Source organism: Actinosynnema sp. NPDC053489 (assembly GCF_044544865.1).
Lineage (GTDB): Bacteria > Actinomycetota > Actinomycetes > Mycobacteriales > Pseudonocardiaceae > Actinosynnema.
The window spans coordinates 270,888-284,842 of the sequence record NZ_JBITXT010000006.1; the positions used below are offsets into that span (position 1 = coordinate 270,888).

General features: G+C 74.5%; 11 protein-coding genes. 8 read left to right on the forward strand and 3 right to left on the reverse strand.

Translation table 11 applies throughout. The features are described from left to right. Window positions 1-76 precede the first annotated feature (76 nt). Window positions 77-1,354, reverse strand: a complete 1,278-nt coding sequence (locus ACIGNX_RS16125) for an SWIM zinc finger family protein (protein ID WP_396540603.1) — start codon at window positions 1,352-1,354, stop codon at window positions 77-79. Window positions 1,355-1,393: 39 nt separating this feature from the next. After that, entirely contained in the window at window positions 1,394-2,572 is a 1,179-nt protein-coding gene (locus ACIGNX_RS16130) for a homogentisate 1,2-dioxygenase (protein WP_396540605.1), read from the reverse strand. A 69-nt stretch (window positions 2,573-2,641) separates the two neighbouring features. On the opposite strand from ACIGNX_RS16130, the gene ACIGNX_RS16135 reads away from it, so the two are divergent. From ACIGNX_RS16135 to ACIGNX_RS16150, 4 genes are read left to right on the forward strand one after another with little or no spacing between them, the layout of a single operon-like run. Further along, window positions 2,642-3,508: a hypothetical protein gene (locus ACIGNX_RS16135; RefSeq protein WP_396540606.1), complete on the forward strand. Its 867-nt coding sequence runs from the start codon at window positions 2,642-2,644 to the stop codon at window positions 3,506-3,508. After that, window positions 3,505-4,677, forward strand: coding sequence for a fumarylacetoacetate hydrolase family protein (locus tag ACIGNX_RS16140; RefSeq protein WP_396540608.1), 1,173 nt, complete (start codon window positions 3,505-3,507; stop codon window positions 4,675-4,677). Before ACIGNX_RS16135 ends, ACIGNX_RS16140 begins: the two co-directional genes overlap by 4 nt. A gap of 3 nt (window positions 4,678-4,680) precedes the next feature. Next, window positions 4,681-5,349 carry an IclR family transcriptional regulator gene (locus ACIGNX_RS16145; protein WP_396540610.1) on the forward strand — a complete coding sequence of 223 codons (669 nt, stop codon included), beginning with the start codon at window positions 4,681-4,683 and terminating at the stop codon, window positions 5,347-5,349. 47 nt (window positions 5,350-5,396) lie between these two features. Continuing rightward, window positions 5,397-6,002, forward strand: a complete 606-nt coding sequence (locus ACIGNX_RS16150; protein WP_396540612.1) for a Uma2 family endonuclease — start codon at window positions 5,397-5,399, stop codon at window positions 6,000-6,002. Between the two features lie 318 nt (window positions 6,003-6,320). On the opposite strand, the gene ACIGNX_RS16155 is transcribed toward ACIGNX_RS16150, so the two are convergent. Next, window positions 6,321-6,908 (reverse strand): TMEM165/GDT1 family protein, encoded by a 588-nt coding sequence (locus ACIGNX_RS16155; protein ID WP_396541063.1) that lies wholly within the window; start codon window positions 6,906-6,908, stop codon window positions 6,321-6,323. A 329-nt stretch (window positions 6,909-7,237) separates the two neighbouring features. Here ACIGNX_RS16155 and ACIGNX_RS16160 point away from each other — a divergent pair, with 329 nt between their 5' ends. From ACIGNX_RS16160 to ACIGNX_RS16175, 4 genes are read left to right on the forward strand one after another with little or no spacing between them, the layout of a single operon-like run. After that, window positions 7,238-8,713, forward strand: coding sequence for a cytochrome ubiquinol oxidase subunit I (locus ACIGNX_RS16160; RefSeq protein WP_396540614.1), 1,476 nt, complete (start codon window positions 7,238-7,240; stop codon window positions 8,711-8,713). An 11-nt stretch (window positions 8,714-8,724) separates the two neighbouring features. Further along, complete coding sequence (gene cydB / locus ACIGNX_RS16165) at window positions 8,725-9,726, forward strand: cytochrome d ubiquinol oxidase subunit II (RefSeq protein WP_396540616.1); 1,002 nt, start codon at window positions 8,725-8,727, stop codon at window positions 9,724-9,726. Continuing rightward, window positions 9,723-12,815 (forward strand): thiol reductant ABC exporter subunit CydD, encoded by a 3,093-nt coding sequence (gene cydD / locus ACIGNX_RS16170; RefSeq protein ID WP_396540618.1) that lies wholly within the window; start codon window positions 9,723-9,725, stop codon window positions 12,813-12,815. The genes cydB and cydD overlap by 4 nt, the downstream gene beginning before the upstream one ends. Beyond that, a complete protein-coding gene (locus ACIGNX_RS16175) occupies window positions 12,812-13,933 on the forward strand; it encodes a GAF domain-containing sensor histidine kinase (protein WP_396540620.1) in 1,122 nt (373 codons plus the stop codon). The genes cydD and ACIGNX_RS16175 overlap by 4 nt, the downstream gene beginning before the upstream one ends. Window positions 13,934-13,955 lie beyond the last annotated feature (22 nt).

Genomic DNA, 13,955 nt, shown 5'->3' on the forward strand with positions numbered 1-13,955 from the left:
AGGTACGGGAACGGTGTTTCCGTACATTTCCGGGCGATGATCACCCGATCGTGCGACGAGGCTCCGTGCTCCTTGATCATCCCACGACCTCCGGCGTCCCGCCCGGCTCGGCCACCGCTCCCAGGCGCAGGTCGCGGCCGTTCCACAACCCCCACGCGTCGAACGCCCCGCCGCCCGTCAGGGCCAACGCCTGGTCCAGCGCCAGGTCGCCGCGCACGGGCAGCCCCCGGCTCGTCGGGTCCACCAGGTAGCGCGTGTCCTCGGTGACCCGGACCGGCCCGCAGCCCACCGGGTGCAGGCGTTGCCACGGATCGCCCACCAGGTGCTCGGCGACCTCCGCCAGGGCCTCCCGCCACGTCCCCGGAACCGGAACCGGAACCGACTCCGGCCGGGCCTCCGTCAGCAGCTCACCCACCGCCACCCGGTGCGGCGGCACGCCGGGGTACGGGTGCAGCACCCCTCGCACCGGCACGCCGTGCGCCAACGGCGGCACGGGGCGGGCACCCCCACCGGCGTGCCGCACCGCCACCACCCACCCGTGCGCACGCCCCCACACCCACTGCCGCACGGTCCGCACCAGGCCGTCGTCGGACTCCAGCTTCAGCAGCGGCACCCACTGGTCCGACCACCCGGGACCGGCGCGCACCTCCTCCTCGGCCACCGAGAACCCCAGCCGGCGGCGCACCACCGGGTCGGACGACTCGGCCAGCCGCGCCAGCAGGTGCAGCCCGCCCAACCGGTCCGCCGCGTCGTGCGCCCAGCGCGGCCCGCCCGCCGCGACGATCCCCCGCACCTCGTCCACCGCCGACGCCAGCCCCTTGGCCTGCGCGTCGACCATCCGGGCCTGGACCGAGTGCCACCACGCCGCGTCCCGCGCCGGCAACCCGGCCAGCCCGGCGCCGGCCACGTCACCCAGCCAGTCGGTCAACCCGGCGACCCCGGCGCGCACCGCCCCCTGCCTGGCCAGGGCCGTCTTCTCCTTGGCCCTGGCCCGCCGCAGCACGGCCTCCGGCGACTCGTCCGCCACGACCGGCGCGGCCCGCGTGCGCCGGGCCAGCCACTCCGCCACCCAGTCGGGCGGCTCGCCTTCGGGCAGCGGCTCCCGCGCGTCGCGCAGCTGCAGCGCCAGCGCGTGCTTGCACGGGAACTTCCGCGACGGGCACGAGCACTTCGTCGCGCGGTCGGTCAGGTCGACGCACACCTGGTACGGGCTCTTGCCGCTGCCGGCGCACAGGCCCCACAGGGCGGTGCCGTCACGACCCGTCCCCTGCCAGCCGGAGGACCCCGCCAGCCGGGTGGCGCTGGTCGCCACCCGGCCGTCCGGGGCCTGCTCCAGAAGCGCTCGTGCGTCCATGCCGGCAGACGTTAGAGGGGCGCACCGACAAAAAGCCGATCAGTCCCGGTCGGGACCCCGACGTGCCCAGGACCAGGCGTACGCGGGGTCCTCGGACGCCAGCGCGGCCTCGCCCAGCTCCAACGGCCGGAAGGTGTCCACCATGACCGCGGTCTCGTCGAAGTGATCAACGCCCAGCGCCGCCTCGACCGCGCCCGGCTGCGGCCCGTGCGTGCAGCCCGACGGGTGCAGCGACAGCGAGCCGATGCCGATGCCCGAGCCCTTGCGCGCCTCGTAGTTGCCGCCGACGTAGAACATCAGCTCGTCGGAGTCCACGTTCGCGTGGTTGTAGGGCACGGGGATCGCCAGCGGGTGGTAGTCGACCTTGCGCGGCACGAACGAGCACACCACGAAGTTCGGGCCCTCGAACGTCTGGTGCACCGGCGGCGGCTGGTGCACGCGGCCCGTGATGGGTTCGAAGTCGCGGATGTTGAACGCCCACGGGTACAGGCAGCCGTCCCAGCCGACGACGTCGAACGGGTGGTTCGCGTAGGTGAACCGGGTGAGGCCGGCGCGGTGCCGCACGAGCACGTCCACGTCCTCGCCGTCGACCAGCAGCGGCTCCACCGGGCCGCGGACGTCCCGCTCGCAGTACGGCGAGTGCTCCAGGAACTGGCCCTTGGCCGACAGGTACCGCTTCGGCGGTCCGATGTGCCCGGTGGCCTCCAGCACGAGGATGTCCATGGGTTGGGAAGGCACCACGCGGTACGTGCACGACGTCGGCAGCACGACGTAGTCGCCCTCGCCGACGGGCAGCGCGCCGTACACCGTCTCCACGACGCCCTCGCCGGAGCGCACGTAGAGCAGCTCGTCGCCGGCCGCGTTGCGGTACAGCGGGCTGGGCGCGGTGGCGGTCACGAACGCGATCACCACGTCGGCGTTGCCGAACAGCGTGCGGCGGCCGGTGACCGCGTCGACCTCGGTGGAGTCCCAGCTCAGCGCCGGTGTCTTGAAGTGGCGGGGCTTGAGCGGGAGGTTCGGCGCCAGCGTGCCGCGGTCGTCCTCGACGGTGACCGCGTCGACGATCGCGGTCGGCAGGTGGCGGTGGTAGAGCAGCGCCGAGTCGGCCGAGAAGCCCTCGACCCCCATGAGCTCTTCCGCGTACAGCCCGCCCTCCGGGGTGCGGAACTGCGTGTGGCGCTTTCGGGGGATCTCACCCACCTGGCGGTAGTACGCCATGGTTCACTCCGGGCGTTCGATAGTCGGACATCTTTGTTCATTGACCGGTACGCCACTAGCGTGTCAGCCGTGTCAAGCGCCTTCGAACTCCGTGCGCCCGGTCCACGCGGCACTCCGCCCCTGCTCGCGAGGCTTGTCGACGACGCCGCACTGTTCCCGCCGGGCAACGCGTCCATGCCCGACGCGGTGCGCGGCCACCTCGACGCGCGGTCCGGGGAGTGGGCCGGTGCGGTCGGCCTGTTCCTGTGCCCCGCGTCGCGACTGGCCGAGCTGATCACCGAGCTGATCAAGGTCAAGCCGGTGAAGCCGGTCGCCCTGTCGCTGGTCATCGACACGGGCCTGGGAGGTGTCCCGAAGGCCGTGTCGATCGTCGAGTCCCGCAGCGAGCTGCTGGCGCTGCGGATGGTGGAGATGCCCGCCCCGTCCGACGTGGACGAGGTGTGGCTCGAACGCGTCTCCGAGTTCGTGCCCGAGGACGTCATCCGGGTGGTCGAGCCGCGGCGCGGCGGGGCCGAGTGGCTGGACGGCGTGCGCCGCGTCATCGAGCACGGCAGCTGGCCCAAGCTGCGCTGCGGCGGGGTCAGCAGGGAGAACTTCCCCAGCGTGGACGAGGTCGCCGACTTCCTGTCCGTGGTCAGCGGCGGCGGGGTGGCCTTCAAGGCGACCGCGGGCCTGCACCACGCCGTGCGGCACACCGACAGCGAGACCGGGTTCACCCACCACGGGTTCCTCAACCTGCTCGTGGCCACCGCCCGCTCGCTGTCCGGCGGTGACGTGCGGGGCGCGCTGTCCAGCACGGACGCCGTCGCGCTCGGCGAGGAGGCGAGCGGCCTGTCCGACCAGGCCGCGCACGCGGTCCGCGGCGTGTTCGCCTCGTACGGGTCATGCTCGCTGGACGAGCCGATCGCCGACCTCGAGGAGCTGGGGCTGCTGTGAGCTGGATCGAGGACCCCGCGTTCACCGCCGACGCGCCGTTCGGGCCGCAGACGCTGCCCTACGGCGTCGTGCCCGAGGGGGTGGCCGTGCGGGTGGGCGACCGGGCGCTGCCGCTGCGCGGGCTGGCCCTGGGCGAGCGGCTGGAGCCCCTGGTGGCCACGGGCACGCTGGACGCCCTGCTGGCGGCCGGGCGGCCCGCGTGGAGCGAGCTGAGGGCCCGGCTGGTCGAGATCGTCTCGGCCGCGTCCGCGCCCCGCGGCGCGGAGCTGGTCGGCCTGGAGGGCGCGGTGCTGCCGTTCGCCGTGGCCGACTACGTGGACTTCTACTCGTCGCGCCACCACGCGGAGAACGTCGGCCGGATCTTCCGCCCCGACGGCGACGCGCTGCTGCCGAACTGGACGCACCTGCCCATCGGCTACCACGGCCGGGCCGGGACGGTGGTCGTCTCCGGCACGCCGGTCGTGCGCCCGCACGGGCAGCGCCGGTCGAAGCCCGGTCCGGTGTTCGGGCCGTCGGCGAGGCTGGACATCGAGGCCGAGGTCGGGTTCGTGTGCGGCGGGCCCGTCGCGTCGCGGCTGACGCCCGACCAGGCCGTCGACCACGTGTTCGGGGTGGCGCTGGTCAACGACTGGTCGGCGCGCGACATCCAGGCGTGGGAGTACCAGCCGCTCGGGCCGTTCCTCGGCAAGTCGTTCGCCACGTCGGTCTCGGCGTGGATCACGCCGCTGGAGGCGTTCGCGGTCGCCCGCGTCTCGCCGCCGCCGCTGGGCAACGACGTGCTGCCGTACCTGGTCGAGGAACGGGCGTGGGGCCTGGACATCGACCTGGAGGTCGAGTGGAACGGCACCGTCGTGTCCCGGCCGCCGTTCCGCGAGATGTCGTGGACGTTCGCGCAGCAACTCGCGCACCTGTCGTCGAACGGCGCTACCGTTCGGCCGGGCGACCTGATCGCGTCGGGCACCGTGTCCGGCCCGACCCGCGACGAGCGCGGCTCCTTCCTGGAGCTGAGCTGGGGCGGGAAGGAGCCGGTGGTGCTCGACGACGGCGAGCGGACGTTCCTGGAGGACGGCGACACGGTGCGGATCACCGCGACGGCTCCGGGTGAGGGCGGTTCGGTCGTCGGGCTGGCCGAGGTGGTCGGCACGGTCGCTCCCGCCGACGAGAGGTAGACCGTGGTCAGACCCGATCCGCGCGGCCGGCTGCCGGCGCCCGCGTCCAAGGAGAGCTCGCTGACCCTGGAGCGGGGCCTGGCCCTGCTCCAGGCGGTGGCCGACGCGGAGTCGGAGGCGCCGTCGATCAGCGAGCTGGCGTCGGCGATCGGCGCGTCCCGGGCGGCGGTGTACCGGCTGCTGGTGCCGTTGCAGTCGCGAGGGCTGGTGCGCCGCGAGGGGTCGAAGGTGCGGCTCGGGCTGGGCGTGCTGCGGCTGGCGTCCAACGTGCTGCCGCAGCTCCGGCTGGCCGCGCAGCCCGCGCTGCGGACGCTGGCCGAGGCCGTGGGCGCGACCGCGCACCTGACCGTGGCCGACGGCAGCGAGGCGCAGGCGGTGGCCGTGGTCGAGCCCTCGTGGACGGCGTACCACGTGGCGTACCGGGTCGGGTCGCGCCACCCCGTGCACCGGGGTGCGGCGGGCAAGGCGATCGGGCTGTCGCCGGAGGGGCGGCAGTGGGTGCCGTCGACGGGTGAGCTGCAGCCGGGGGCGTTCGGCGTGGCGGCGCCGGTGCGGGGCGTGCCCGGGCTGCGGGCCAGCGTGGGCGTGGTGGCCCTGGAGAAGCTGGACGGCGAGGTGGTGGGGCCGCAGGTGGTGCGGGCGGCGCAGGAGGTCGCCGACGCGTTGCGCTGACGCGCACCCCCACCGTGCGGCACTCACCGCGGACCAAGGAGAACGACGTGACCGCTCTTCCCCGGAATTCCCGGAAATCGCGGAACCCGGCCGCCGAGCCGCACTTGTTCACGGTCGCCGACTACGCCGCGCTCGGAGAACCCGAGTCCGGGTACACCGAGCTGCAAGAGGGTCGCGTCCTGTTGTCACCGAGCCCGTCACCCGACCACAACCACGCGTCGCTGCGGCTCGCGATGCAGTTCTTGGAGCAACTGCCCCCGGACCTGGAAGTCATCCAGGACGTCGATCTCGACCTCGAACTGGTCCCCCCGGGCGAACCGGGCTTCTCACGACGGCCTGACCTGGTGGTGATCCCGCGCGGTGCGCGGGACCGGGTCTCCGAGGAAGGCGGCTTGCTGCGGGCGTCCGAGGTCGTGGTGGTGGTCGAGATCGTGTCGCCCGGTTCGAAGCGGCTCGATCGGGTGATCAAGCGCGGCGAGTACGCGGACGCCGGCATCCCGCACTACTGGATCGTGGATCTGGACCACCCGATCTCGCTGGTCGCCTGTCACCTCGCCGGGGAGTTCGGGTATCAGGACGCCGGTGACGTCGTCGGTGGGTTCACCACCTCCGTGCCGTTCCCGGTGACGCTCGCGCTGGACGCGCTCGTCTGAACTTCCCCGGGCCCTCCGCCCGGGTGGATCTCCGGCACCCCGGATTCGTGCAGCACGACCCGGCGGCCCGGGAAGGCGCGGCGCGCGGTGGCCGCGTCGCGCTCGTCGAAGTCGCCGTGGAGCACCGGGACGCCGTCGACCGGCTCGCACTTCTCCGTCGGCCGGCGCCAGGCCCGGGCGTCCGGGGTGAACAGCTCGTGCGGTGGCGGCAGGTCGGGGCCCTCCAGATCCCGCGTGCGAAAGACCCCGGCCGATCGACCGGCCCGTCTACCAGTCCCCGATCGAGCGGGAACGGGCGCGGTCGGGGTCGCGGTCGCGTCAGCCCGTGACGGCCTGCCACGCGGCGAACAGGGCGAACGCGGCGAACACGAAGCCGCTCACCCGCTGGATGAGGTGCGTCGGGATGCGCGAGGCGATCTTGCGGCCCACCACGACCGCGATGCCGGCCACCAGGGTCAGCGCCAGGAACGCGCCCAGGCCCACGAACACCGGGCTGGCGTAGCGCGCCGACAGGGCGGCCGTCGCGAGCTGCGAGGCGTCGCCCCACTCGGCCGCGAACAGCACGCCGAACGACGTCAGCGCCGCCCGCCAGAACGTCACCTGACCGGGGCCCGAGGAGGACGCGTCGGTCTCGTCCGCGTCCTTCGAGAAACCCTCTTTGAGCAGCAGGAACGAGCCCACGCCGAACAGCACCGCGACCACCGCCGCCACCACCCGGTCGGGCAGCAGGGTCAGCACGCCGCCGAACGTCGCCGCCACCACGCACTGGATCGCGAACGCCGCCGTCACCCCGGCGAACACCGGCCAGGCGCGGTACCTCGTGGTCAGCACCAGCGTCGCGATCATGGTCTTGTCCGGCAGCTCGGCCAGGAAGACGATCGCGAAAGCAGTCGCCAGGGCGATCAGTTCGGGTGCCACGGGTACCTCCGACGTCCGATGAGAACCCGGACGGAGGCAGCACGACCCCGACCGGGCGTGGTGCGCTGCCCGGCCGGAGGTCTCGTTCGCCCGCGGTGCGGCGGGTGAGGGACCGGATCCGCACGCGGCGGACCAGTGTGTCGATCCTCTCGCCCCGGTCGTGGTGACCCGGGGGAACTACTCCCCTCTGGCACGACCAGACTACCCCGCCGGGGGAGGCGCACCCGCTGTGACGGTGCTTACCGGGACCTTGGTCCCGATCCGCACGGGACCGTCGTACCTGGGGAACGGGCACCCACCCCACCTACGGTCGTCCCGTGGACGTCCTCGACCTGGCACGGTGGCAGTTCGGCATCACCACCGTCTACCACTTCCTGATGGTGCCGCTGACCATCGGGCTCTCCCTGCTGGTCGCGGGGATGCAGACCGCGTGGGTGCGCACGGGTCACCGCAAGTACCTGGCCATGACGAAGTTCTGGGGCAAGCTGCTGCTGATCAACTTCGCCATGGGCGTGGTGACCGGCATCGTGCAGGAGTTCCAGTTCGGCATGACGTGGAGCGCCTACTCGCGCTTCGTCGGCGACGTGTTCGGCGCGCCGCTGGCCATGGAGGGCCTGGTCGCGTTCTTCGTCGAGTCGACCTTCCTGGGCCTGTGGATCTTCGGCTGGGACCGGCTGCCGAAGAAGGTCCACCTGGCCTGCGTGTGGGCGTTCTCGCTGGCCACGATCGCGTCGGCGTACTTCATCCTGGCCGCGAACTCGTGGATGCAGCACCCGGTGGGCGTGGAGCTGGTCGACGGCCGGCCGCGGCTCACCTCGATCTGGGCGGTGCTGGGCAACAACACCGTGCTGGCCGCGTTCCCGCACACGGTCTTCGGCGCGTTCGCCGTCGCCGGCGCGTTCCTGGTGGGCGTCGCGGCGTGGCACCTGTGGCGGCGCAGCGACGACGGGCCGGTGTGGCGCGCGTCGGTCAAGTTCGGGACCTGGGTGGGCGTCGTGGCGTTCGCCGGGCTCGCCGTCAGCGGCGACGTGCAGGGCAAGCTGATGTTCGAGCAGCAGCCGATGAAGATGGCGGCGGCCGAGGCGCTGTGCCACACGGAGTCGCCCGCGGCGTTCTCGGTGTTCGCGATCGGCGACGTGTCGCGGCCCGACTGCGAGAACGTCAAGAGCATCACGGTGCCGGCGCTGCTGTCGTTCCTGGCGCACAACGACTTCGACACCGAGGTCATGGGCATCGAGGACCTCGTGCCGCTCTACCAGGAGAAGTACGGCGCGAACTACCCCGTCGACCCGAAGCTGGGCGAGCTGTCGGGTCGACCGATCGACTACGTGCCCAACCTGCCCGTCACCTACTGGGGCTTCCGGCTCATGATCGGGTTCGGCGCGCTGGCGGCGGGCGCCGGCGTGCTGGTCCTCTGGCTGACGCGCGCCGGCCGGGTGCCGCGCGGCCGGTGGTTCGCGTGGCTCGCCCTCGGGAGCATCGCGACGCCGTTCCTGGCCAACAGCTTCGGCTGGATCTTCACCGAGATGGGCCGGCAGCCGTTCGTGGTGGTGCCCAACCCGAGCGGGGTGGACGGGGTGTGGATGTTCACCGCGCGTGCCGTGTCGTCGTCGACACCGGGGGAGGTGTTGACGTCGCTGATCGCCTTGACGCTCGTCTACGGGGTGCTGGCGTGCGTCGAGGTGTTCCTGATCCGGCGGTACGTCCGCGCTGGAGTGGCGGGCGTGCTGCCGGCTCGGGGACCGGACCGCCCGGCCGAGCGCGACGACGACGTCCTGTCGTTCGCCTACTGAGAGGGGGAGCCGTGGAGACGCTCTGGTTCTGCGTGATCGCCCTGCTGTGGCTGGGCTACCTGTTCCTGGAGGGGTTCGACTTCGGCGTCGGGATGCTGCTGCCCGTGCTGGGCCGGTCGGAGCGCGAGCGGCGGGTGCTGATCAACACGATCGGGCCCGTGTGGGACGGCAACGAGGTGTGGCTGCTGGTCGCGGGCGGCGCGACGTTCGCCGCGTTCCCCGACTGGTACGCCTCGCTGTTCAGCTCGGCCTACCTGCCGCTGGTGCTGTTCCTGCTGGCGCTGATCGGCCGCGGGGTGGCGTTCGAGTACCGCGGCAAGGTCGACTCGGCGCGGTGGCGGCGCACCTGGGACGCGGTGATCGTCACCGGGTCGTGGGTCGCGACCCTCGGGGTGGGCCTGGTGCTGTCGGCGAACGTGTTCGGGATGCCGCTGGACGCCGCCGGCGACCGCGTCGGCTCGCCGTTCGCGGCCATCCGGCCGGAGACGCTGCTCGGCGCGGCGGCGGTCGCCGGGTACGCGCTGGTGCACGGCGCGGTGTTCCTGTCGCTGAAGACCGAGGGCGAGGTGCGGGAACGGGCGCGGGCCCTGGCGCTGCGGGTCGCGCCGGTCGCGCTGCTGCCGCTGCTGGTGCTGCTGCTGACCGTGCAGCTGCGGTTCGGGTCGGTGTGGACGTGGGCCGCGTCGGTCGTGGTGGCGCTGGCCGCGTTCGGTGCGTACGCGCGGCTGGCCCTGCGGCGCGAGGGGCAGGCGTTCGCGCTGATGGGCGTCGCGGTGGCGGCGTCGGTGGCGGCGCTGTTCGGCGCGCTGTACCCGAACGTGCTGCCGTCGACCGTGGACCCGGCGTGGTCGCTGACGGTCGAGGGCGCCGCGTCGAGCCCGTACACGCTGACCGTGATGACGTGGGTGGCCGCGTTCGGCACGCCCGCCGTGCTCGTCTACCAGGGCTGGACGTACTGGGTGTTCCGCAGGCGGATCGGCACCCGGCACATCCCCGAGGTGCACGTCCCGTGAACTTCCCCGGAGCCCCTTCCGCCACGAAGCCGGGGAGAGGCCCGCTCGGCGCGCTGCCGGCGCTCTCGCGCTCGGCGCGCCGGGCGTTGGCCTGGTGCGCGCTGCTGGCCGGGCTGACCGCGGGCGCGGTGGTGTGGCAGGCCGTGGCGCTGGCGTCGGCGCTGGTGGGCGGCGGGTCGCCGGCGTGGTTGGCGGCGGCGGTCGTGGTGCGGGCCGGGTTGGCGTGGGCGACCGAGTCGGTGGCCGCGCGGGCCGCGGCCGGCGCGAAGGAGGAGCTGCGGGCCGCCGTGCTGGACCGGGCGCTCGGCCTCGGGCCGTCGTGGATCGTGGCCCGGGGGCCCGCGTCGCTGGCGGTCGTCGCGACCAAGGGCCTGGACGCGCTGGACGCCTACTTCACCAAGTACCTGCCGGCGCTGGTGACGACGGCCGTCGTGCCGGTGGCGGTGGGCGCGTGGGTCCTGTGGGCGGACCCGACGTCGGCGGTGCTGATCGCCGTGACGCTGCCGCTGATCCCGGTGTTCGCGATCCTGATCGGCCGGTTCACGTCGGCGCGGGTCGAGGCGGCGGCGTCGGCGCTGGAGCGGCTGTCGGGGCGGCTGGCCGAGCTGGTGCGGGCGCTGCCGGTGCTGACCGCGTTCGGGCGCGCGGCGGCGCAGGCGTCGGCCGTGCGGGAGGTCGGCGAGCGGTACCGGCGGGCGACGATGGGCACGCTGCGGGTGGCGTTCCTGTCGGCGCTGGTGCTGGAGGTCGTCGCGTCGCTGTCGGTGGCGCTGATCGCGGTCGGCATCGGGCTGCGGCTCGTGTCGGGGGAGATGACGCTGTTCACGGGCCTGGTCGTGCTGATCCTCGCGCCCGAGTGCTACCTGCCGCTGCGGGCGGCGGGCGCGGCCCACCACGCCTCGGAGGACGGGGTGGAGGCCGTGCGGCGGGTCGCCGAGGTGCCCGAACCCGGACCCGGCGCGGACCGCGGCGAGCCGGTCGAGGGGGTCGAGGTGCGCGACCTGCGGGTGCGGCGGCGGGGGCGGTTCGCGCCCGACGGCGTCGGCTTCCGGGTGCGGCCCGGCGAGGTGCACCGGCTCGACGCGCCCAGCGGCGCCGGCAAGTCGACGGTGTTCGGCGTGCTGCTGGGGTTCGTCACCCCGGACGGCGGGTCGGTGTCGGTGGACCGGTCGGCCATCGCCTGGGTGCCCCAGCGACCCGCGTTCGCCGGGCGGACGGTGGCCGACGAGCTGGAGCTGACCGTCGGGCGGGTGGACCGCGAGGTGCTCGCCTCGGTGGCGGCGGAGCACCTGGTGGCGCGGCCGATCACGGAGCTGTCGACGGGGGAGCGGCAGCGGGTGGCGCTGGCCCGCGCGTTGACCCGGGTGCGGGACGGCGCGACGGTGCTGCTGCTGGACGAGCCGACCGCGCACCTGGACCCGGCGACGGCGGCGAAGGTGATGGCGGCCGTGCGGCGGGCCGCCGAGGGCGGTGCGGCGGTCGTGCTGGCGACCCACCGGGTGGTGGGGGAGCAGGTGGGGGAACCCGCGGCGACGCGGGCGGTGGGCGTGGTGGACGACCGGCCGGCCGTCCCGCGCACCCCGCGCCCCACCCGGCGGCTGCTGGCCGGGGCGCTGCTGGGCGTGGCGGCGTCGGCGAGCGGGGTGGCGTTGACGGCGGTCGCGGCGCACCTGATCGCCAGGGCGGCGACCCAGCCGCCGATCCTCACGCTGTCCGTGCTGGTCGTGGGCGTGCGGACGTTCGCGCTGGCCAAGGGCGTGCTGCGGTACCTGGAGCGGTTGGTGACGCACGACGCCGCGTTCCGGTTCGCCGAGTCGCTGCGGGTCCGGCTGTGGCGCGGCCTGCGACCCGGTCGGGCGGAGCTCACCCGCCTGGTGGACGACGTGGACACGGTCCGCGACCTGGTGCCGCGCGTGCTCCAGCCGCCGTTCGTCGCGGCGGGGGTGTCGGCCGCGGCGGTGGCGCTGTTCGCGTTCGTCGAGCCGGTGGCCGGGCTCGCCCTGGCTGCGGCGCTGGTCGTCGGCGGCACGCTCGCCCCGGTCGTCGCGGTGCTCGTCGAACGGCGGGCCACGGCGGTGCTGACCGAGGGGCGGCGCGAGGTGTCGGAGCGGGTGCTGACCCTGCTGACGGCCGCGCCGGACCTGATCGCGTTCGGCGCGGACCGGGGGGTGCGCGCCGAGCTGGCCCGCCGGGACGCCGAGCTGGCCCGGCAGGCGCGCCGCCAGGCGCTGGGCGCGGGCGCGGCGACCGGCGTCGTGCACCTGACGGTCGGGCTGGCGTCGGCGGTGTGCATCGGCCTGGCCGGCGGGGTGGACCCGCTGCTGGTGCCGGTGCTCGGCCTGGTGCCGCTGGCGCTGGCCGAGGTGTTGGGCACGCTGCCGGCGGCGGCGCAGCACCGGGCGGCGCTGCGCGAGTCGTACGGCCGGATCGCGCGGGAAGCGGCGGGCTCGGCGTCGGCGGGAAGGGTCGAGGGCGGCGCGGTCGGTGGCGCGGTCGGGCTCGAAGGGGTGACGGCGCGGTGGCCCGGCAGCGCGGAGCCCGTGCTGGAGGGGGTGACGGTCGACCTGCCCGCCGGCGCGAAGGTCGCCGTGGTCGGCCCGTCGGGCTCGGGCAAGTCGAGCCTGTTCGCGCTGCTGCTGGGCTTCCTCGAACCCGAGCGGGGGATCGTGTGGCGGCCCGACCGCATCGCCTGGTGCCCCCAGGAGCCGATGCTGGTCACCACCACGGTCCGCGAGAACCTCCGGCTGGGCGACCCTCGGGCGGATGACGACCGGTTGCGCTGGGCGCTCGACGTCGCCGGTGTCCGGCTCGACCTCGACACCGCGATCGGCCCGACGCTGCTGTCCGGCGGCGAGGCGCAACGCGTTGCGCTGGCCCGCGCCCTGCTCCACGACGCCGACCTCGTGCTGCTGGACGAGCCGACCGCCCACCTGGACGAGCCGACCGCCGCCGCGCTGCTGGACCGGCTGGACGACGTGCTGCGGGACCGCACGGTGGTCCACATCACCCACCGGCCCGCCGAGGCGGAGCGCGCCGACCTGGTGCTGGACGTCACCGGCGGCAGGCTGCGGACCAGGGCCTACCGTTGACGACCGTGGACCCCGCCCGCGTGCTCGCCGCGTCGACCGAGATCACCTCGGCCGCCCTGGCGGGCGACGACCCCGACGCCGTGCTGCCCCTGGTGGTGCGCAGCGCCGTCGAGCTCGCGGGCGCGGACCTCGGGCTGGCCATGGTCACCGCCGAGGACGGCACGCTGACCGTGGAGGCGTCCTCGGGCGACGACGACCCGGTGGGCGTGGTGCTGTCGAGCCGTTCGTCGGCCGCGCGGGCGGCGCGGACGGGCGTGCCCGTGGTCGCCGACGACTTCACCACCGACCCGCGCACCGCGCCGTTCGTGCCGAAGGCGCTGCGCGGCTACGGGCCGTTCGCCGTCGCGCCGTTCGGCACGAACGAGCGCAGGATCGGCGCGCTGGCGGTGTACCGGCGCAAGGGCGCGCGGCCGTTCAGCCCGGACACCGTCGAGGTGCTGGCCGCGTTCGCCGCGCAGGCGGGCCTGGCCGTCGTCCTGGCCGAGGGCTCGACCGCGCGCCAGCGGGTGGCGGTCTACCAGGAGCGCGAGCGCATCGCCCGCGACCTGCACGACGTGATCATCCAGCGGCTGTACGCGACGGGCGTGCAGCTGGAGCTGCTGGACCGGCGGCTCAGGCTGGAGGGCCGGGAGGCGCGCCGCCTGGCCGAGTGCGTCGACCAGCTCGACCAGACCATGGCGGAGGTCCGCGCGACCGTCCGGGCGCTGCGCAGCGCCGACCCCGGCAAGCCCGGCGACGTCGACCTCAGGGGCTCGGTGCTGGCCGAGGCGCGCACGGCGGGTGAGCTGCTGGGGTTCGAGCCGGAGGTGCGGGTCGAGGGCGACCTGGCCGACGTGCCCGCCGACCTGGCCGACCACGCCCGTGCCGCGCTGCGGGAGGCGCTGTCCAACGTCGTGCGGCACTCGGGGGCGGGCCACGTCGGCATCGCCCTGCGCCGCGCACCCGGCCGGCTGGACCTGGAGGTCGCCGACGACGGCTGCGGCATCCCGCGGGGCGTGGCCAAGCGCGGCCTGCGGCACCTGGAGGAACGCGCCCTGGCCGCGGGCGGCGGCTGCGAGATCACCTCGTCCCCCCGCACGGGCACCACGATCACCTGGCACGTGCCGCTGCCCGGCTGACCGGCCGCCACCTCCGCCCGGG

Excerpts from the sequence above, each read along its gene's own strand:
- ACIGNX_RS16125 (WP_396540603.1), bottom strand. The coding sequence starts at position 1,354 with ATGGACGCACGAGCGCTTCTGGAGCAGGCCCCGGACGGCCGGGTGGCG.
- ACIGNX_RS16130 (WP_396540605.1), bottom strand. The coding sequence starts at position 2,572 with ATGGCGTACTACCGCCAGGTGGGTGAGATCCCCCGAAAGCGCCACACG.